This window comes from Arthrobacter sp. C2, from assembly GCA_024207135.1.
Lineage (GTDB): Bacteria > Actinomycetota > Actinomycetes > Actinomycetales > Micrococcaceae > Paeniglutamicibacter.
In genome coordinates, this window is record CP042428.1 from 2,746,256 (window position 1) to 2,766,993 (window position 20,738).

Consider the following 20,738-nt stretch of genomic DNA (forward strand, 5'->3'; position numbering starts at 1 on the left):
CCGCCGTAAACATCCAACATCCGTTCAACAACACCGGAGGCTGAATTGCTCACCGAGACATCAATGATCACCGAGACGACGGTTGTCGTCGCCAACCTTGAAACCCGCTACCTCTCCGGCGGCCCGACCGATGGCGCCCCCGTCGTCGTCTTCCTGCACGACGGCGCCTGGGGCGGCGCCTCGGACGTGACCTGGGGCGGCATCCTGCCGCTGGCCGCCGAGAAGTTCCGCGTCATCGCACCGGACCTGCTGGGCTACGGCGGCTCGGCCAAGTCGATCCGGTTGGACGTCTCGCCCTTCGCGTTCCGCCTGACCCACCTGTTCTCGCTGCTGGACCACCTGGGAATCACCGAACCGGTGCACCTGGTCGGCAACTCCTTCGGCGGTTCGCTGACGCTGCGTGCCCTGACCAACCCGGCATTGCGCGAGCGCATCGCCTCGGTGACCACCATCGCCGGCACCGGCGGCGCCTGGCGCGGAGCCGACCTGGCCAAGATCGGCGACTTCGACGGCACGCCCGAGCGCCTCGAGGAAATCGTCGGCTACCTGTGCGAACCGTTCGAGAACAAAGATGCCCAGCTTGAGGCCCGCATGCGCTGGGCCATCGCGCCGGGGCACTTCGCCTCGATGAAGGCCCCGCACACCGCTGTCCCCGAGGCCATGAAGGTCGAGCGTCCGGCGGACCCGTACCCGGGCAACCTGACGGGTGTCACGACCCCGGCCCTGCTGATCGAGGGCAAGGACGACACCCTGTTCGAAGGCGGCTGGAGCACCAAGCTGCGGGAGTTCCTGCCACAGGCCAAGGCCGTGGTCATGGATTCCAGGCACAGCCCGAACATCAGCCAGCCGCAGCCGACCTGGGCCGTCCTCAACGAGTTCCTGACCGAGATCACCCAGGACGGCAACGCATGAGCGCGCCGGCACTGGTGATCTCCGGCGGTTCCTCCGGAATCGGCGAGGGCCTGGTCAACGACCTGCGCAAGGACTGGGACGTCACCTCGGTGTCCCGTTCCCTACCCAAGAACCCGCTGGACGGGGTCAACTACGTGGCAGGCGATGTCGCGGGGGATGCCGCGGAGAATGTCCGTGCAGCGTTGAAGGAACAAGGACGCGGGTCCATCCACTCGCTGATCCACTGTGCAGGCGTCGGCCTCTTCGGCAAGTTCCTGGACACCCCCAAGGCCGACTGGGAACGCGCACTGATGCTGAACCTGCATGGCACGCTGAACTTCCTCCAGGGAACCGCGGACCTGGTTCAGGACGGCGGACGCATCTTGCTGTATTCCTCGGGCACCGTGTTCAAGGCCCCGGGCGGCGCCGCCGCCTACGCCGCGTCCAAGGCCGGCATCATCGGCTTTGCCCGCAGCTTCGCCATGGAAATGGGAGAACGCAACATCACGGTCAACGTGATCGCACCGGGCCTGGTCATGACGCCGCTGGCCGCCAAGCTCGCCGGCGGCGAGGAAGCGAATATTGCCACCCGCGCCATCAAGCGCGCCTCGGTGGTCGAGGACTACGTGGGGCCAACCCGCTTCTTCCTCTCCGAGGGAGCGGGCTTTGTCACCGGCCAGACACTGGTAGTTGACGGCGGCTCGATCCGCCGCTGATCCCCAAACACCGGGCAACTCAACGTGAGGGGCCGTCGCATCATTGATGCGACGGCCCCTCACGTCGTTAACGCGCCTTGCTCACCCGGGCCCACAAATCAATAAGAGTCAGTTCTGCCAGAACGGGTAGTCGGTGTAGCCGGCGGCGCCCTCCGTGTAGAAGGTCGAGGAATCGGGCTCGTTCAACGGCAGGCCCTCCTGCCAACGGCGAACCAGGTCGGGGTTGGCGATCGCCGGGCGGCCCACCACCACGGCATCTCCCCAGCCGTTGGCGGCAACCGCCGCCGCGTCGTCGAACGTGGTGACGGTCCGGAACCCGGTGTTCAACAGGACCGGCCCATCAAACCGTTCCCGCAGGTCCTGGACCAGTGCCCCGGATGGATCGGCGTGCAGGATGCTCAGCGCCGCCAAGCCCAGGGGTGCAATCCCGTCAATCAGCGCTTCATAGGTGGCGGCGACATCCGCCGGATCGGTTTCCACCGCACCCTGGACGTTGTGCTCGGGGGAAATACGCAGGCCCGTCCGGCCCGCGCCGATGGCGTTGGCCACGGCGGCGACCACCTCGATGACAAAGCGCGCCCGGTTTTCCGGGGACCCGCCATAGGCGTCGGTGCGGGTGTTGGCGCTGGGTGCCAGGAACTCGTGCAGCAGGTAGCCGTTGGCCCCGTGCAGTTCCACGCCGTCGAACCCCGCGGCGATCGCATTTCGGGATCCGGCCACGAACTCCTCGATGATTCCCGGCAGCTCGCCGGTCTCCAAGGCGTGCGGAACGGGGTAGGCGTGCTTGCCGGTGTAGGTCCGGGAGACGCCGTCAACCGCGATGGCGCTCGGGGCCACGACGTGGGCTTGCCCGGTGGTTTCGGTGTGGGTGACACGGCCGGCATGCATCACCTGCGCGACAATCAGCCCGCCCTCGGCGTGCACCGCGTCGGTGACGCGCTTCCACCCGGCGATCTGCTCCTGCGTGACAAGCCCGGGCTGGCGGACGAACCCCTGGCCGGTGAAGCTGGGGTAAACGCCCTCGGAGACGATCAATCCCATCGAGGCACGCTGGCGGTAGTACTCGACAACGTCGTCGTTCGGCACCCCGTCCACGCGGGAGCGCGAGCGGGTCAGCGGCGCCATGACCAGGCGGTTGGGCAGTTCGAGGTCACCGAGGGTGAGCGGGGAAAACAGGTCCATGGGGGTGGGGCTCCAGAGGTCGGGGGTGGTTGCCTGGTGCAACCAGCCCCGCGGCAACGCTATTCCTTCCGGGCCCCGGCGGTGAGGCGGAACACAGCCCCCGCATTCCGTTCGCGATGGCGTCGCTTTCCCGGCACGACACTCCCGACCATGCACCGCCGGCACTTTTTTCGGCCCGAACTCCCGGCGGCGCTCCTTCGAAACCCCGCGTCGCCGACGGCCAGTCCGGGGGGCTTGGCATCCGCGACGCCACCGCCGGCCTTCGCTCCCCCGGCCCCTCGATGCACGGATTCGGGGCGGTGAGGGCCGGCCCCGGGGCCGGTGGCCGGGCACGTCCGTAGGCTCCGGCGTCGATTGCCGACAACGTCCGCTCAGCCGCGCAGCCAAGCGATTTCCGCGGTTGCTGCCTCTGTCTCGGGGTCCCTGGGCCGTGCCGCCCGAAAGTCCCGGACTTCCCACACCCCCCGAGCCTCCCGCCCGTGTACATTGCACCCGGTTCCTGGAGCCGGGACGCCAAGGCCAAGACTCCGGGCCGGGCGTCGGCCCGCACCCCGACATACGGCTCATGAATACCTTGGCGATTGCGACGCAAAACACGTCCCACAGCGGTCCTCCGGCGGCCCGGAAACCGCGCGGAGCCCGAGGGGCGATTGGCCCGCTGCGCTAGTGTCGAATGCTATGGATTCCCCCGATTCACATCCAAAACAAGCCACCTTGAGCACCCCCGGGCCAGCGCCTGCCGGAACCCGGGAGCACGGGCCGACCCCCGTCCGGCCCGCCGGCCGCGTGCGAAACGCCCTGCGCCATGCAGCCAAGGAGCCGGCGTTCGGCATCCACCCCGGACTGGTTCCGGGCATCAGCGTCGAGGACACCGGTGCGAAGTTCCCGACCCGGCGCAGCGTGTTTGTCGTCGCCCTGGCCCTCACGCTCGCAGTGCTCGGTTGGGCCATCCTCGCCCCGGGCAACCTCAACGAGGTCGGCACGACCATGCAGGGCTGGGTGGTCACGCACTTCGGCTGGCTGTTCAACGCCACCGTGGTCGCCATCGTGGCGTTCATGCTGGTGGTCGGCTTCGGCCCCACCGGCAAGATCCGCCTCGGCGCCGACGACAGCAGCCCGGAGTACTCCACCCTGTCGTGGATCTCCATGCTGTTCGCCGCGGGACTGGGCATCGGGCTGGTCTTCTACGGACCGCTCGAGCCGCTGAGCCACTTCCTGTCCCCGCCTCCATCGACGGATGCCGCGGCCGGAACCACCGACGCGGTCCTGCCGGCCATGACAGATGCCTTCCTGCACCAGGCCACCTTCGCCTGGTGCATCTACGCACTGGTCGGCGGGGCCCTGGCCTACGCCTCCTACCGGCGCGGCCGGCTGCCGCTGATCTCCTCTTTGTTCGAGCCGGTCTTCCCCGACGGCAACAACCGGATCCTGGGCAAGATCATCGACATCTTCGCCGTCCTGGTCACGCTGTTCGGCACCGCGACCTCGCTGGGCATCGGAGCGCTCCAGATCCGCACCGGAACCTCGATCGTCACCGGCCAGGAACTGGGCAACGGATTCGTCGTGGTGGCCATCAGCGTGCTGACCATCATCTTCACCATCTCGGCCGTGGCCGGCATCAAGACCGGCATCCGGCTGCTGTCCAACGCCAACATGGCCCTGGTCATCCTGCTCGCCGTCTTCGCCCTGCTGGCCGGGCCGACGTTCTTCCTGCTCGACCTGCTGCCGGCCTCGCTCATCGCCTTCGTCGGCAACCTGCCGGAGATGCTCACCGTCTTCGCCAGCCAGGGCTCCTCCGAGCAGGAATACCTGACCAGCTGGACGACCCTGTACTGGGCCTGGTGGATCTCCTGGTCCCCATTTGTCGGGATGTTCATCGCCAAGATCTCCAAGGGCCGCACCCTGCGCGAATTCGTCACGGTCGTGGTCTTTGTCCCCTCGGCGATCTCCATCGGCTGGTTCACGGTCTTCGGCGGCAACGCGATCTGGATGAACATGAACGGGCAGGACATGGCCGTGGAGGGAGCCGGCGAGAACGTCATGTTCGACTTGCTGGGAAACCTTCCCTTCAGCAACGTCACGTGGATCATTTGCCTGCTGGCCATCCTGGTCTTCTTTGTCACCGCCGCCGATTCGGCCAGCAACGTCATGGGCTCGATGTCCCAGTCGGGCCGGCCCGTGCCTTCCAAGTCGGTGACCATCACCTGGGCCGCGGCCCTCGGGCTGATCGCCATGTTCCTGTTGCTGGCCGGCGGCCGCAACGCCCTGTCGGGGCTGCAGTCGATCATGGTGACCTGTGCCTTGCCGTTCACCATCATCCTGATCGGCGTCATGGTCTCCTGGGCCCGGGACCTGCGCAACGATCCGTTGATGATCCGACGCAGGTACGCGCATGAGGCCATCCGGCGCGGCGTCCGCATGGGCATCGGCGAACACGGTGACGACTTCGTGTTCGGCACCGCCCAGGTGGCCGAGGAAGAGGGTGCCGGCGCGGACTTCGAGAGCGATGACCCGGCCCTCACGGACTGGTACACGGACAACGCCATGCCGGAGCCCGAGGAAATTCCGTCGGAGTCCGAGGAGATTCCGTTGAAGACGGAGGCCCCCGAGCGGGTGTAGCTTACGGGACCCCCCGGCGGCTGGCACGATGCCACGCCGGGGCCGCTCCCGCGGTTGACTCCACGCGGGGGCATTCCGGCCCAGTCCTCAGGACTCCGCGGCGGCAGGGCTTTCCCCGCGGTCGTCACCTGGGTCGACGGGTGCGCTCTCCGGTGCCGTGGCGTACGCGACCGAGAGCCTCCGGTAGGACCGCGTGGCCAGGGCGGCGAGCCCCAGGAAGATCGAGGCGATCCCGGAGACCAGGAACACCAACGCGATGCCGCGGGCGTCCCCCTCCCCCAGCAGCCAGCCCCATCTCTGCTTCCCGGGATCGGAGTTCATGTACGGGATGATCCAGAACTCGGCCAAAGGCGCGATCAGGAACGCGGTGATCGGCGCGGCAGCGGCCTCGAAGGTCATCGCGAAGCCGAAGACCCGGCCCTGGACCTTGTAGGGCACCACCTTCTGGATCACCGTCTGCTCGGCCGCCTCGACCGCGGGGATGAGCATCATGTAGATCCAGATGCCCAGGGCATAGAGCCACCACCACTCGCGGATCGTGAAGGTCGCGCCGAGCACGCCGCTGAAGGCAACCAGGACCAACATGGTGCGGATCGGGTTCTTGCCCAGGCCGAACTTGGCCACCAGCCCGCCGCCGATCAGGAATCCGGTTGCGGTCACCCCGAGCACCACGCCCCAGATCTCAACCGGAAAGATCGTCAGGCCGTAGGGATCCATCAGCGCCATGAACACCCCACCGGTGAGGTTGTTGAAGGTGGTGAACAGGATCAACGCGAACAGGCCCTGCGTGGCACGCACCGCCGCGATCCCGGCCCGCAGCTCGGCGAAGCTTTCGCGGTCCTGCGCGCGCACGATCTTGGGCTCCGGGATCCGCAGGAAAAGCAGGTGCCCGAGCACCGCGCCGCAGGCCACCAGCGAGATGACGATCGTTCCGCCCATGCCCAGGAACCCGATCGCCAGGCCGCTGAAGACACTGGTGATCATGAAGGCCAGCCCCTGCACAGTGCCCACCAGTCCGTTGGCGTTGGCCCGGCGCTCGGCCGGCACCAGCAGGGTCACGGTGGTGGACAGGGCAATGTTGCGCAGCTGTTCGACCACCGCACCGATGAGCACCACCAGGGCAAAGAGCCAGAACCAGATCCCGGACAGGCTCAGCAGCTCGGCCTCGGGAACCAGCAGGAACATCGTTCCGGCCAGCGCGAAGCACGCCACGGTGAACAGCGTGGAGCCGACCATCACCGCATGCTTGCGGTACCTGTCCACCAGCACCCCGAAGAACAGGCCGAAGAACGCGACCAGCAGCATGTAGGTCCCGCCAATGAGCCCTGTGGCCAGGACCGAGCGCGTCTCCAGGTACACCCAGAAGGTCAGCGCGAACCAAAGGAAACTGGTGACCACGTTGGCCAAAGCAGTATTGACCAGCACATGCATGAACGTGCGGTGCCCCGATTTCGGAGGCGCCTCTGTGGCGGCGGTTTGTTGCCTGTCGGTCGTTTCGATGTCCGCGGAGGACGGCTCTTCCTGCGACATGTTCCAAGCCTAAAACTTGGCATCGCCCTTCGATAGACGGGCGAACCGGAGATTTTGTTCCACCCGAGGAAGCAGCGCCATTCATGCGCCATGAGGAAGACTATGTGCTAACCAATGCGTTCCGGCTTGCGGCGGCTTCCTCGTTGTATTTCTTGTTCGAGTTGTTCACCGCGAGGTACCAGGATGCACCGACGACCAGATGCATGACTGCAAGCCCTATACCGCTGGGCAGGTCTGCTGCGTACAGGATCGCGTTGGCGATCGAAAGTACGGCGACAGCCACGCCGATCCACTGCGCGATCTTGCAGAACCCCGGCTTCGACCTGCCAATCAGGAAGGTGAGGAACCCAAGAACGGCGAACGGCAAGACAATGTAGCCAACGATCTCACCAAAAGTCAGATGCGTGAATAGGCCGCCGTTGAAATACATGGAAGCCCCAGCTGCCTCGCTGACGAAATAGACAAAAATGCTCGTGATCACGGCCCCAAAAGTCGCAATGACAACCTGAACATAGTTGAACGGCATCTTGAACTTTTTGTACGGCTGCACCTGAGCAGTCATGGCTGACCATCTCCTCGACGTTAAGTCTGTATGCCCTTGTATTTTCACTGTACGCCCGTTTGCGCACGTTGGATTCGGAAAGCCCTGAAGGGAAATTCCACTGCCGGTTTTGGGATCCTTCGGGTTGCCGCAGGTGGGTTGACCGATTTCTCGCAGCAGACATGGGCCCAGGTATCCAGTGGTTTAAAGAGTCCCTGAAACCACTCCGCCGGTTCCGCAGGGTCTGGATGAACACGTTGACTGCGGCGCAGCTGGCCTTGCCCGCATTCCTCAATGATGATGAGAACGTCTTCGCCATTGCGGCCAGGAATTCCCCGTCGAAGGAAGCTTCCAGTGCGTACCACGCCGATCACGTCGGTTGGGTGAAATGCCTACGGCAACCTGGCAGCAGGAGATCTATCCGTATTGCATACGCAAAATGCGTTACTTGTTTGATCGAGGTTCGCCGATTTCCGTGCGGATGTGATGCTCCTAGGCCGGATGGCGGTGTTTTAGCCACGCACTCGCTGGACCGTACTCGGGCATACCTTTCCCGAGGTATTTAGCATTTTGAGTGATCGAGTTTACTTCACGATTTGGGTCAAAAATTCATAACCAATAGAATAGACGACATTCATTCGAAGCCGATGCTTTACCATTTTTCCATCCCGCACCGATTCAAGAAGTTCTGCTTCTCTGAGTTTCCGGAGATGCCGCGATACCTGTGGAGCTCCAATGCCCAGCCGTCTGGATAGATCACTGGTGGTGCAATATTCGTTGACGAGGTGCCGACACAGCTCCAAACGTGCACCATCGGCTAGCACGGCCATTTGATTTTGGATTTCGTGGATGTTCCTGTTGACGGCTCCCATGTCGGAAATCGGAAATTGCACAACAATGGGCACAACGTAACCCGCATATTCATCGTCGTATTTCACAACTATGTGAGGCTTCGTCAGGATACTCGGGACAAGGACGAATTTGCGGCCGTAACCGCTAACGAAGGCATTTTGCAGCTTGTCATAGGCCACCTGAGCGGTCTGTGGAAAGAAATGTGCGCCGGGCGTCAAAGAGGTCAGCACCATAGAAACGGACCCGCCAGCGAGTCTTCGTTGCACTTCAACTTCACTGGCTTTGAGCCGAGCAGATCCCGATTCCCAGCGCGCACGAAAGCAAGTGTCATGGAACGTCTTGAGAAACGCAGTCAGGACCTGCCGGAAGTGCTCGGGATCGCGAGCTAACCGGGCACCAAGTTCTTCACGCTCTTCGCTCCGTGCCCGGCACATCTCTAGAAAATCAGCGCGGTCGCTACTGTTGTTCATGATGTCCATGGGACGCTCGGAGCGACCACCAATGACCGCCTGAACGCTCATTTGCACAAACGCTTCTAGGGGCAGGGCTTCGAAGGTTGCCAGCTCCGATTCGAAACTTTGGTAGTCGATGGTGTTCAGAGGCATCAGTGCGCGGAATCTGAATCGCGCCCACAATGGTGAGAACGAACGCATGGTCCGTCTCAACTGGGCAGACATTTGGGCGTCAATCGCTTTGAGTTCTCGCGACAGTTCAAGATGATGGCCAGGCTCCGCAATGCAGTGGAGCATGGCCATCATCTCGGCCATCTCTGAAACCCTGACAGTGACATTCGCAGGTTCGACGTCGGTCAGGTCAAAGATGATCGGCATGAGACGAGCTTAGCTGACCTCGGGTGTCGACGAATAGCATCTCAAACCCGAGGAATCAACGGCGTTTAGAAGCGCAGTCCCTCGGCAGAAATTCGCAGTTCCTCGGCATCAACAGGGAGCAAAAATCGCTGCAAGATCAGCTGGTCGACGATTCGAGCAAAGACACGGCGGTAGCTATCAGCATCGCCGTAAATCTCTTGCAACTGCTGCCCCTCGAACGGTGTCTCATTACCGTGATACCACGAGGGGCGTCCCATGGGCGTCGCTGCCACCAAGGTCGACGTCGGAGCATCGGTGTAAGTGCTTCGTACACCTCCACGCGCGTTGCCCCACTGATCACGCAAAATGGTATCGGTGTGTCCCTCGGTTTCAAGCAATTGGGAAGGTGGCGGCACAAGCTTTCCTTCTGCCCAGTCTGCAAGCAGTCCCAGAAGCGCTCCGTAAATATGAGAATTCGGGAAGGTCGACCAGTGTGCTCCGGGAGGCAGTGGGCAATCCTTAAGCCGAAGTACATCCTTCTGACTCATGTGGCGCGTTTCCCGATGTGCCATCCCTGCGACCTCGTAAAGGCGGAATGTTTCGGAATCAGCTCGGCGGTGTTTCAGTCCACGAACTTGACCAGATACTCCGCAATCCCAACGAACAGACTGAAATTCTGCTTCACCCAATACTTCAATCACCGGAACATCGATGTCCGGCAGTGCTTCACCTCCTGAGGCTCCAGGCAGGTATCCGTCAAAAAGTGGCCCGCCATCGGCCCGACGCATGGCATCGTGGTGCTGCTCAACAAAGCGACGAACCACACCACCGGTCTGGGATATCCCGGCGAAGAGAAGCGTCTTGGCTTCTGAATTCTTGATTCCCGGCAGTCCCCCACGAAGTGCGTGCGCAACTTGTGCAATTATTTCAAATGACTGGGGTGTCGCTCGCCACCATCGTTCCTTGAACGCATCGTATTGTTCAGCAAGGATCTCAGGAGTCGGGTTCGCTGTGAAGGGAATCGAACCTGCGAAGTCGCTTGCCAGCTCCCCCGCCGTAAACTTCATGTCTCGATATCGTTCGGGGTTGCCCCCCTGGATCATATCCAGCGCCGAAGGAGCCTGTGAGTCAATTTCTATCCACATATACCCATCACGCATCAGCGCACGGTTGTAGGCGCGCCAGACCGAGGTTCCACCCCAGATATGGCTTACCTCCGTGAGTGTTCGACCATTGAACTTTTCCATGTTTTCAGGCCGTCGAACCAAAATACGTGTGAGAAATGGTGCCTCGGCTGCGATACCCGAAACAAAATATTCTTCTTGAATGTACCCATATGTGGGCATCCGTTCCGTTCCGTAGGATTCGAGCACGACGGCTCGATTACCCTCGGTTTCCGGGATTGGACCCGAAATTTGGGCGCAGGGAGCTAGGGTCTGTGAGGTGGTCATATTTTAATTCTCCTGTTCTGAAGCCAAGTGCCAGCGAGTGGCGGCGCTAGAGACTGGGCGAAGAGTCCAGCAATGTACGCGTATATGCGCTTTTGGGGTTGGCGAAAACTTCTTCCGCTGGCCCGTTTTCCATAATTTTTCCGTCGCAAAGCACAGCTACCTGATCACTCATGAATTCCACGACGGCCATATCATGGCTCACGAAAATCATCGAGAGACTCCGCGACTCTTGGATGTCCTTGAGCAGATTCAAGACGCGAGCCTGAACTGAAACATCCAGCGCTGAAACTGGTTCGTCAGCAACGATAAGTTCAGGTTCAAGCGCCAAACCGCGTGCTATGGAAATGCGTTGCCGCTGACCACCCGAGAACTCATGCGCGTACCGTCCCAACCAGCCCTCGGCCAACTGCACTTCATCTGCAAGGGCTCGAGCCCGCATGCGACGTTCCCCGGCTGAATACAGATTCTGTACGCGCATCGGTTCTTCAATGAGCTCTTGCAAGCTCATCCGCGGATTGAGTGAATTTGATGAATCCTGAAAAATCATCTGCATCTTGCGACGGTACAAACGCAGTTCGTCCTTGCCCAAGGCAAAGATGTCCTGGCCCAAGACGCGTACCGATCCGGAGGTGGGTCTGATGAGACCAATTGAGATCCTGCCCAGGGTGGATTTGCCGGATCCTGATTCCCCTACTAGCCCCACAACTTGATTTCGTTTGACCGAAAGCGATGCGTTGTCTACTGCGACGTGTTTAGACCGCTTGAACACGCCGCCGAGCGTGAACTCTTTGCTTACGTTAGTAAGCTCCAAGACGAGGTCGTTATGTGCTCCGAGCTGATCGTTTTTCATAGCGTCACCTTTGAATAGATGGACTTATCGATCACTGGGAGTCGGTGCGGTTGATGACCCAGCCGAGGTGCCGCTTCCAAAAGACCTTGTGTGTATCCAGATTTCGGGTTGGCAATGACTTCTTGGGTCGCGCCCTGCTCCATTTCATAGCCATCCAGCATGACGACTACGTCGTCGGTATATTGCGAAACCAAACCAAGGTCGTGGCTGATCAGGACCAAGGCCAGATCGAGGTCATCGCGCAGTTTCAGCAACAAGTCCAGGATCTGTTTTTGAATTGTGGCGTCCAAGGCGGTCGTCGGTTCATCCGCAAGCAGTAAGGCCGGATTGCAAGAAATACTCATGGCGATCATGACGCGTTGTCGCATACCGCCGGAGAGCTGGTGGACATAGGATCCCAGTACACCTCGCGTTGGAGGAATGCCCACGAGATCCAGCAGATCGCTGGCACGATCACGTGCCTGTTTTTTGCTGAAGCCCAGGTGCATACGCATAGGGCGAATCATTTGCTCGCCAATAGTCATCGTCGGGTGCAGAGCGCTCATTGGCTCTTGAAAAATGAAGCCGATCTCGGAGCCGCTCAGTTTGCGCCGCTCGGCGTGAGTTGCGGTGAGCAGATCCTGACCTTTGTAAAGGATTTGGCCCGAAGCAACAGCCACATCCGGCAATATCCCCATGATGGCGGTAGCAGTCATGGATTTTCCGGAACCAGATTCGCCGACAACGCCCAATGTCTTCCCTGCTTTAAGCGAGAAGTTCAGCGAATGCACGACTCTGCTTGGACCTTCTGGCTTAAGGATGTCGATGTTCAGATCGCAAACTTCGAGTAACACTTTTTCACCTACGCTCATGGCGCTAGTCCTTGCTGTCTAAACGAATACGCGGATCGATCAGTGCACAGACCACATCCACCAAGAGATTCACCACCACAAAGATGATGGCAATGAGAAAAATGCATCCTTCAATGAGCGGGTAGTCACGGCGATCTACAGCAGTCAGCAGGAGCTTGCCCAATCCTGGAAGCGAGAAGACGTTTTCGGTAACCACCGCGCCTCCGAGCAATGAAGCCATGGACAGCCCCACCACAGTAACGACCGGCACCAAGGCCGCGCGGAACACATACTTTCCAGTGATCGTCCGCTCACCAATGCCCTGGGCACGTGCGGTAGTGACGAAGGGCTGGAATTTGGCATCCAAGACGCCATTGCGTGAATACCTGAAGAGCGTGGCTGCCTCCAAGACGCCCAGCGCCAGGGCCGGCATCGCCATGAAGGAGAGAAACTGACCGAAGTTTTCCGTTGGGGCCACATAGCCGGCGACAGGGAACCAACGCAACATCACACCGAACACCAGGACCATCAAGATGGCCAGCCAGAAAGTCGGCATGGCAATGCCGACCGCCGAACCAACAACCATGGCCTTATCCACAATTCTTGATTTGGTTGATGCAGCAATCGCGCCCAGAAGCGGGCCAAGCAAGACGGCAACAATCAATGCCAGAACGGCAAGTTGGGCGGTTACTGTGGCTGCAGCAAGGACCAGCTCGCTCACTGGGGCCCGGAGAAATATCGATTCGCCAAAATCGAATCGGACCATACGCCCTAGCCAGACAATGAATTGAAGGATGATGGGTTGGTTGAGTCCCATCTCTTCACGAAGATTTTCAATGTCGGTCGCAGTGGCCTCTTCGCCTAGGATGACCGCGGCGGGGTCTCCGGGAGTCAGCCGCAGCAATACGAAGAGCAAAACCATGGGTACGGCAATGGTTGGCAGCAACGCCAACAAGCGTTTGAAGATGTAATTGAGCATTAGTGCTGTCCCTCCTTTGCAGCGACCTTGACAAGTGTCTTGAGTTTTGCGAGGCCCGCGATGCGGCGGGCTCGAGGATCCATCGAGTCTCGAAGCCCATCACCTAGGAGAATGAGGCCCAATACCGTAACCAGAATGGCCACACCGGGGAATACACCAATCCACCAGGCGACAGCGATATATTTTTGTGCGGCCGAGAGACTGGCACCCCAGCTCGGCACTTCGGGCGGGATTCCGATGCCTAGGAAGCTCAACGCGGCAATGGAGAGCACGGTTGCAGCGAAGCCCATTGTTGCCTGAACGATCAGGACAGAGACAGCTTCGGGAGCAACATATTTGGAAAGGATCCATGAATCCTTGGCACCCATTGCCCGGGCGGACTCGACCATGGCAGTGGATTTCACGCTGAGTGATGCCGAACGAACCACGCGCGCAATCGGCGGAATCAAAACCACGGTTAGTCCGAAGACTACTGGTCCGACGCCCCGGCCTAGAACGCCAACCAGGCTCATAACCAAAATGATGTTTGGGAACGACATCATTCCATCGATGATGCGCATGACCACTGCGTCAACCTTTGGGAAGTACCCGCAGATGATTCCGATCAGGTAACCGATGACTATGGCCAAGACCGTACAAAGCGCGGAGATCCCGAGTGCAGTTTGCGCCCCAAAGAGCAGCATTGTCCACATGTCGCGTCCTTGGTCATCAGTACCCAGCGGGAATGCCGCTTGAGGCGCTTTCAGCCGGTTTACCGGATCGACAAAATTTGGGTCGCCGCCAAGAACTGGCGCTAATAGGGCTAGGCAAACTACCACCAAAATGATGGCTGCACCCGTCATAGCGGAGGGGTCCCTCAGCAAGGCCTTGAATGTTGTTTTCATGTTTCTCTTCTTGTCCACGGACGATCAACAGCGAGATTTCTTGCACCGGAGGTGGGTTGCCCCGACTTCATGAATTGCTCGGAGACGGAACCACCCACTCCCACCCTCGTGTGGTGTTTAGTTGCCGATCCATACGTTGTAGAAGCCGCGCACAGTTCCTTGCGTCGGTTCAAATCCACCGACATTGGCTCCGATTACACTCAACCGCGGTTCGTGCCCGAGCTTTACAAATGGCAATTCATCCCAGATGAGCTGTTGCATTTTGTTCCAGGCAGGCAGACGGGCTTCGATGTTTTTACCCTCAGTGACATCAGCCATCAGTGACTTCTTTTCATCCGTGGTCCACCATCCCGGGAAATCATCGTTGAGGAAGACTACGGTCAGCGGGTCCGAATAGGCGGTACCGCCAGCAAGGAAGATATCCCACTTGGAGGGATCGGTACGGGTGGAGCCGAATGTGGCTGCGTCCATGGCCTGCAGTTCGACGGCAAAGCCAATGCCTTCCAGTTGCTGCTTGAGCAGGGGACCGTAGCCATCGGAGTCGGGGCGGTAGAGCACACGGACCGGAGTGCCGTCGTATCCTGCCTCTTTCAGCAGAGCCTTACCGGCATCAACGTTCTTGTTTTTGTAAATATCTGAACCGGCCTCCGAATACCATGGCGAGCTCTTGGGGAACAGGCTTGAGTCATCAGCAAAGTACTCGGTCCCGCCAAGTTGCTGGGTAGCAATCGCTACCGGGTCTACGGAGTTCAAAACAGCTTGACGCATTTTCAGGTCTGCCATGAGTCCGGATTTGTTGTTCAGCTGCAGTATCGAGAATCCAGCATCCTCACTCACCACCGGTTTCAGTGATGGGTCAGCCTGATAGACAGAAAGCTGATCCATGCTCATGAACTGTGGCACGATGTGTGCCTGACCGGTACGAACTTGGTTCAGGGCATTGGCGTCGTTAAAGGGGATGAACTTAATAGTGTCAGCATAGGCTGTCTTGGCCCCGGTTGCACCGTCTGCTTTTTCGCTGCGTGCGGTGTAGTCAGCAAAACGTGAGATCACGGCTTGCTGGTCGGTGGCGAAGCTGTCGAGCTTGTAGGGACCGGTGCAATCCAGTGAGGTCAGGTCATCTGAACCGGCCTCTTCCAACGATGCGGCCGACATGATGTAGGCACCGGTGTCCGGCGTTGCGAGCAGCGCTGGGATCGCACCCGTCGGTTGCTTCGTGGAGATGGAAACGGTCAACGGGTCAACCGCGGAAATTTCCTTGGTCAATGAGCTGAAAAGCTCGCCGGCATCCGCGCTGCCATAGCGCTCTAGCGAAGCGACCACATCGGCAGCCGTCAGTTCACCGCCGCTATGAAGTTTGACGCCTTCGCGAATCTTGATGGTGTAGACACCGGTTTTTTCGTCATACCTCATAGCTTTCGGCAAGCCCGCCTTCTACCGAGGTGTTCGCGGCGTTGGCGAAGAGGCCCTCACACGTTGAGGCTGCAACCATCCAGTTCGACCGCGAGGTCGTGACATATGGGTCGATCATCGATGGGAGCGACGCAACGACAAGCTCACCACCGGTGACCGGTTCGCTGGATCCAGCAGCAGCATCCGGCGTTGGTGCACCGCCGCAGGCAGAGAGTGCCATAGCAGCACAGAGCAGTGCACCGATCTTCACGGCACTACGTTTCGAAATCATGGCGCAGCCTTTCAATAAAATCCGGGTGGGGAGCCCGCGTGTGGGGTTCAATTAGAGTAGGGGGTTTCGAATGTGACGCCCATTTCAGTTACCGCGATCGCGGTAACTGATAAATCTGCCGATCCGACGACGGTTTCCATCAAAAACGGATGGTCCACCGGGACATCAAAAGTACACGACGAAACCTCACCATGATCCAGTACAGTGAACCGTCCTGCGGTCCCTCAAATCGGGCGTCGCAGTCGGCACCCGCAATAGCGGCGGTGAGGTCAGAGATATCCGTCTCGAACGCCGAATTGGCGGAGTCAACGATGGGCTGCCGTTGCGCACTCCCTCACACTGGAACGTATCGGACCGGGGTTCCCGAAAATCCTGTCAGCGCCCTGGACGCGCTTCCTGCCTGCCCGGGAACTGCTGGCAGCAGGGCTTGAGAGGTCTTCAGGCCACCACTTCTGACCGGTGCCCACCGGTGCGGATCGTCGGGGCCCGGGCTCACCGAGTAGCCACAACCTGCTCGCCGCGCAGCTTCTTGGACAGCTCGTGGGCGTGGTGCAGCAGCAGCCGACCCAGTTCGGGTTGGCGTTCCTCGGTGAACCTGGACTCGATGCCGGTCAGGCTCAACGCCCATGCAGGTTGGCCTGCCGTATCGAAGACGGCCGCTCCCATCCCCCAGCTCCCCTCCACTATCAATCCGGGGTTCACCGCCCAGCCCCGTTCCCGGGTCTGGGCAATGCGGTGCCTCAGCAACTCCTGACCGTGCTCGCTGCCGTGGCCTTCCGCCAGGTCGTGGCCTTCCACGTAGCGTTCGATGGCTTTTTCGGGCAGGAAGGAAAGTATCGCCAGCCCAGCCGAGGCCACCCCCAGCGGGAACCTCTTGCCCTCGTAGAGCACAAACGAACGGATCGGAAACGACCCGTCCTGGCGCAGCAGGCAGACCGTTTCCTCACCCCGGCGCACCGACAGGAATGCGCTCTCGCCGGTGGCATCCGCCAGCGCGGCAACATGGGGGCGGGCAATGTCGGTGATGTCGTAGCGTTCGGCGGCCACGGTTCCCATCAGGTACATTTCCGGGCCCAGCATCCACAACCCCGCTTTGTTGTCGTGGTCGCAAAAGCCTTCGGCGGTCAGCGCCGCGAGCAGCCGGTGGACGGTGGGCCGCGCCAGCCCGGTCCCTCGTGCGACCTCCGCGGTGGAGATTCCCCTGGGCATCGCGGTGCTTACGGCGCGCAGCACCGCGGCCATCCTGCCCACGACTTGGGCACCGGGAAACGAAGTATTCATGTCCATATTATGGACGAGAAGATGCATTCCAGCCACCACTCGAACGGTCTGAGAGGATTCTCCGTCATTCGTTGACCCATAACCAGCGGGATATGTACCGTCGAAGCAGGACGGTGACCTAATCCACATCGTGGACTACTCAAGGAGAATCATGGCAACGAAAGTATTGGCCGACGCCGCGCAGGCCTTGGCCTCACAGGTGCGCGACGGTATGACCATCGCGGTGGGCGGATTCGGCCTCAGCGGGATCCCCAGTCGGCTGATCACCGCCCTGCGCGACTCGGGCGCCACCGGGCTGACCATCGTCTCGAACAACATGGGCGTGGACGGCAAGGGCTTGGGCCTGCTGCTGGAAAACAAGCAGGTCTCCAAGGTCCTGGCCTCGTACGTGGGCGAGAACAAGCTCTTCGCCCGGCAGTTCCTGGACAACGAGCTCGAGGTCGAGTTCGTCCCGCAGGGCACGCTGGCCGAACGCCTGCGTGCCGGTGGCGCCGGGATCCGCGCCTTCTACACCCCCACCGGCGTGGGCACCCCGGTCGCCGAGGGCAAGGAAACCATGGAATTCGACGGGCGCGCTGCGATCCTGGAACGCGGCATCGTCGCCGACATCTCCCTGGTTCGCGCCCACGAGGCAGACCGCGAGGGGAACCTGCGCTACCGGATGACCGCACGGAATTTCAACCCGCTCGTCGCCGCGGCCGGGCGGGTGACCTTCGCCGAGGTCGAGGTCATCCACGAGGACTACCTGGACCCGTCGCTCGTGGACACCCCCGGCATCTTCGTGCAGCACGTCGTCGAAACCGACGGCACCAAGGACATCGAACAGCGGACCGTGCGCGTCCGCCAGGAGGCATAAGAACCATGTGGACACGCGATGAAATGGCAGCAATTGCCGCCAGCGAACTGACCGACGGCCAATACGTGAACCTGGGCATCGGCATCCCGACCCTGGTGGCCAACAACCTGCCCGAGGGCGTGAACGTCACCCTGCAGTCCGAGAACGGCCTGCTGGGCATGGGCCCCTTCCCCTACGAGGGCGAGGAAGATGCCGACCTGATCAACGCCGGCAAGCAGACCGTCACCCTGCTGCCCGGCGGCAGCTACTTCGACTCGGCCACCTCCTTCGGCATGATCCGCGGTGGCCACGTTGCAACCGCGATCCTCGGCGCCCTGCAGGTTGCCGCCAACGGCGACCTGGCCAACTGGACCATCCCCGGCAAGCTCGTCAAGGGCATGGGCGGCGCGATGGACCTGGTCGCCGGCACCCCGCGCGTCATCGTCATCACCGACCACGTGGCCAAGGACGGGTCCCCCAAGATCGTCGAGGCCTGCGACCTGCCGCTGACCGGTGTCGGGGTGGTGGATCGGATCATCACCGACCGCGCGGTGTTCGACGTTCTCGATTCCGCCCTGGTGCTGCGCGCCATGGCGCCCGGCACCACCATCGAGTCCCTCACCGAGGCCACCGGGGCCGCATTCACCGTAGACCTCCAGGAAGAAGAAGCAGCATGAGCGCATTGATTGCCGGGTACGCCCGCACCCCGTTCGCCCGATTCAACGGGGCTTTTGCCACCGTCCCCGGCACGGCGCTGGGGGCGCACGCGGCAGCCGCCGCCCTCGAGCGCGCCGGGATCTCCGCCGAGGACGTCCAGCGGGTCTTCGCCGGACAGGTCCTGCAGGCAGGCGCCGGGCAGAACCCGGCACGGCAGTCCGCCGTGGGGGCCGGCATCGGCTTCAATGTCCCGGCCCTGACGCTGAACGCCGTGTGCCTCTCGGGCACCGAGGCCGTCGTCGCGGGCACCCGCATGATCGACGCCGGCGAGGCCGACATCGTGGTGGCCATCGGGCAGGAGTCCATGTCCCTGGCACCCCACGTGCAGCGGGCCCGCGCCGGGACCAGGTACGGTGCCATCGAAATGATCGACACCCTGGAATTCGACGGGCTCACCGATGCCTTCGAGGCCCGCTCCATGGGTTCCTCCACCGAGGACGGCAACACCGCCATGGGCATCAAGCGTGCCGAGCAGGACGAGTTCTCCGCCCGCTCGCACCAGCTGGCAGCAGCTGCCGCCGAGTTCCATGCCGGTGAGATCGCGCCGTTCACCATTACTTCCCGGCGCGGGGACACCGTCGTGTCGGCCGACGACGGGATCCGTGCCGACACCACGGCGGAGTCCCTGGGCAAGCTGCGCCCGGCCTTCGCCAAGGACGGCACCATCACCGCCGGAAACGCCTCGCAGATCACCGACGGCGCCGCCGCCCTGGTGCTGGTCAGCCGGGCCGCCGCCGAGCGCCTAGGCCTGACGCCGATGGCCGAGATCGTCTCCCACGCACTGGTGGCGGGACCGGACGTGCTGCTGCACGAGCAGCCCGCCAACGCCATCCTGGCCGCGCTCGAGGGCACTGGGCTTTCCACCGCTGACCTGAAGGCCGTCGAGATCAACGAGGCGTTCGCCGCCGTCGGCGTGCGCTCCACCGCGAAGCTGGGCATCGACGGGAAAATCGTCAACACCAAGGGCGGCGCCATAGCCCTGGGACACCCGATCGGGGCCTCGGGTGCGCGCATCGTTGGCACGCTGGCACGCCAGCTGGCCGAGCTTGGCGCCGGGGCCGTGGGCGCCACCGGCATCTGCGGAGGCGGCGGGCAGGGCAGTGCCGTAATCCTGCGGGCGCTGTAGGTCCAACAACCTCGGGTATCGCTGCGACCTGCCTCGAACACGGGTACTCTCCACACCTCTCAAGAGGTTTGGAGAGTACCCGTGTTTTCATGCAATTCAGGCCGCACCAAGCGGCTTCACATGGTACGCCTTGCCGTCCATCTCCCGGGCAAGTTCGAAGCTCACCTGCATGGCGAGCCCGCCCCGGGCGGTTCCCAATCGAATGATTGACAGTGACCCGCATCACGGTGTTTGCTGGACGTAGGAGCCAATCATTCGATCGGCTCTCGTGCGACCCCGGCAACGGAGCAAATGATGAACATCGACAAGGTCCAGCAGGCGGCCGTGCTGCTCTTTGCCCGGCAAGGATTCGCAGCGACGGGGATCCGCGAGCTGGGCGCGGCCGCCGGCATCAACTCCGCCACGATCTACCACTACACCGGCAGCAAGGAAGAACTCCTGGTGCAGGTGATGCGCACTTGCCTTGGTGAGATGATCAACTCCGGCTCGACGGCCCTTCGCCTCAGCGCCGAGCCAACCATCCAATTGGCGGCCCTGGTATCGGCCCACGTCGGTTTCACCGCCACCAATCCGCTAACAGCCCGGGTGGCCGAATACGAAATGCGTGTGCTGTCACCGCTGAACCGCGAGGCGATGCAGAAGCTGCGCGACGACTACGAGTCGCTCTTCGCCCAGGTCGTCGAACGCGGCATCCGTGTCGGAGACTTCAGCACGGAGGACCCGACCATGGCACGCCTGGCCTTGATGGAAATGGGGACCGGCGTCGCCCACTGGTACCGCCCCGACGGTCGGCTGACGCTGTCCGAGGTCCAACACAACTTCGTGATGATGGCCTGCAAGATTCTCTCCGCCGACCGCTCCATGTTGGCGGGCACTAATTTCATCCACCCACCCGTGCAACTGGCCAGTGAACCGCCGGGAGTCCCCGTTGCCTCCGCCCACTGACACACCATCCCCGACG

19 protein-coding genes are annotated in these 20,738 nt (G+C 61.6%); 7 read left to right on the top strand and 12 right to left on the bottom strand.

The window, feature by feature from the left end; all coding sequences use genetic code 11:
* Positions 1-63 precede the first annotated feature (63 nt).
* Together FPY90_RS12790 and FPY90_RS12795 are read left to right on the top strand one after the other, a co-directional pair.
* Entirely contained in the window at positions 64-912 is an 849-nt protein-coding gene (locus FPY90_RS12790; RefSeq protein WP_498681415.1) for an alpha/beta fold hydrolase, read from the top strand.
* A complete protein-coding gene (locus FPY90_RS12795) occupies positions 909-1,607 on the top strand; it encodes an SDR family NAD(P)-dependent oxidoreductase (protein WP_498681416.1) in 699 nt (232 codons plus the stop codon). Before FPY90_RS12790 ends, FPY90_RS12795 begins: the two co-directional genes overlap by 4 nt.
* 108 nt (positions 1,608-1,715) lie before the next feature.
* Here FPY90_RS12795 and FPY90_RS12800 read toward each other — a convergent pair whose 3' ends face one another.
* Positions 1,716-2,789 (bottom strand): alkene reductase, encoded by a 1,074-nt coding sequence (locus tag FPY90_RS12800; protein ID WP_498681417.1) that lies wholly within the window; start codon positions 2,787-2,789, stop codon positions 1,716-1,718.
* Positions 2,790-3,503: 714 nt separating this feature from the next.
* Here FPY90_RS12800 and FPY90_RS12805 point away from each other — a divergent pair.
* The gene (locus FPY90_RS12805) at positions 3,504-5,408 is read left to right on the top strand and encodes a BCCT family transporter (RefSeq protein WP_498681418.1); all 1,905 of its coding nucleotides are present in this window, start codon (positions 3,504-3,506) and stop codon (positions 5,406-5,408) included.
* Positions 5,409-5,495: 87 nt separating this feature from the next.
* Here the strand turns inward: FPY90_RS12805 and FPY90_RS12810 are convergent, their stop codons facing one another.
* The 11 genes from FPY90_RS12810 to FPY90_RS12860 all read right to left on the bottom strand — a co-directional run bounded on the left by FPY90_RS12810 (position 5,496) and on the right by FPY90_RS12860 (position 17,099).
* Positions 5,496-6,938 (bottom strand): MFS transporter, encoded by a 1,443-nt coding sequence (locus FPY90_RS12810; protein ID WP_498681420.1) that lies wholly within the window; start codon positions 6,936-6,938, stop codon positions 5,496-5,498.
* 100 nt (positions 6,939-7,038) lie between these two features.
* Complete coding sequence (locus FPY90_RS12815) at positions 7,039-7,500, bottom strand: DUF6069 family protein (RefSeq protein WP_071214464.1); 462 nt, start codon at positions 7,498-7,500, stop codon at positions 7,039-7,041.
* 563 nt (positions 7,501-8,063) lie between these two features.
* Positions 8,064-9,161, bottom strand: coding sequence for an ArsR/SmtB family transcription factor (locus tag FPY90_RS12820; protein WP_498681423.1), 1,098 nt, complete (start codon positions 9,159-9,161; stop codon positions 8,064-8,066).
* 65 nt (positions 9,162-9,226) lie between these two features.
* Positions 9,227-10,591 (bottom strand): alpha/beta hydrolase domain-containing protein, encoded by a 1,365-nt coding sequence (locus FPY90_RS12825; RefSeq protein ID WP_498681425.1) that lies wholly within the window; start codon positions 10,589-10,591, stop codon positions 9,227-9,229.
* Between the two features lie 46 nt (positions 10,592-10,637).
* Complete coding sequence (locus FPY90_RS12830; RefSeq protein ID WP_498681428.1) at positions 10,638-11,441, bottom strand: ATP-binding cassette domain-containing protein; 804 nt, start codon at positions 11,439-11,441, stop codon at positions 10,638-10,640.
* Positions 11,438-12,292, bottom strand: coding sequence for an ABC transporter ATP-binding protein (locus FPY90_RS12835; RefSeq protein WP_498681429.1), 855 nt, complete (start codon positions 12,290-12,292; stop codon positions 11,438-11,440). Before FPY90_RS12835 ends, FPY90_RS12830 begins: the two co-directional genes overlap by 4 nt.
* Positions 12,293-12,296: 4 nt before the next feature.
* Positions 12,297-13,250 (bottom strand): ABC transporter permease, encoded by a 954-nt coding sequence (locus FPY90_RS12840; protein ID WP_071216980.1) that lies wholly within the window; start codon positions 13,248-13,250, stop codon positions 12,297-12,299.
* Positions 13,250-14,134 (bottom strand): ABC transporter permease, encoded by an 885-nt coding sequence (locus FPY90_RS12845; RefSeq protein ID WP_498681431.1) that lies wholly within the window; start codon positions 14,132-14,134, stop codon positions 13,250-13,252. Before FPY90_RS12845 ends, FPY90_RS12840 begins: the two co-directional genes overlap by 1 nt.
* Before the next feature lie 117 nt (positions 14,135-14,251).
* A complete protein-coding gene (locus FPY90_RS12850; RefSeq protein WP_498681432.1) occupies positions 14,252-15,547 on the bottom strand; it encodes an ABC transporter substrate-binding protein in 1,296 nt (431 codons plus the stop codon).
* Positions 15,537-15,818: a hypothetical protein gene (locus tag FPY90_RS12855; protein WP_498681434.1), complete on the bottom strand. Its 282-nt coding sequence runs from the start codon at positions 15,816-15,818 to the stop codon at positions 15,537-15,539. The genes FPY90_RS12850 and FPY90_RS12855 overlap by 11 nt, the downstream gene beginning before the upstream one ends.
* A 492-nt stretch (positions 15,819-16,310) precedes the next feature.
* Positions 16,311-17,099, bottom strand: coding sequence for an IclR family transcriptional regulator (locus FPY90_RS12860; RefSeq protein ID WP_498681435.1), 789 nt, complete (start codon positions 17,097-17,099; stop codon positions 16,311-16,313).
* A 151-nt stretch (positions 17,100-17,250) separates the two neighbouring features.
* On the opposite strand from FPY90_RS12860, the gene FPY90_RS12865 reads away from it, so the two are divergent.
* The 4 genes from FPY90_RS12865 (at position 17,251) to FPY90_RS12880 (ending at position 20,722) form a co-directional block, all read left to right on the top strand.
* Entirely contained in the window at positions 17,251-17,955 is a 705-nt protein-coding gene (locus FPY90_RS12865) for a CoA transferase subunit A (protein WP_498681437.1), read from the top strand.
* Between the two features lie 5 nt (positions 17,956-17,960).
* On the top strand, positions 17,961-18,611 hold the full coding sequence (locus FPY90_RS12870) for a CoA transferase subunit B (RefSeq protein WP_498681439.1): 651 nt from the start codon (positions 17,961-17,963) through the stop codon (positions 18,609-18,611).
* On the top strand, positions 18,608-19,777 hold the full coding sequence (locus FPY90_RS12875) for an acetyl-CoA C-acyltransferase (protein ID WP_071216830.1): 1,170 nt from the start codon (positions 18,608-18,610) through the stop codon (positions 19,775-19,777). Before FPY90_RS12870 ends, FPY90_RS12875 begins: the two co-directional genes overlap by 4 nt.
* A 294-nt stretch (positions 19,778-20,071) precedes the next feature.
* Positions 20,072-20,722, top strand: a complete 651-nt coding sequence (locus FPY90_RS12880) for a TetR/AcrR family transcriptional regulator (protein WP_071216829.1) — start codon at positions 20,072-20,074, stop codon at positions 20,720-20,722.
* Positions 20,723-20,738 lie beyond the last annotated feature (16 nt).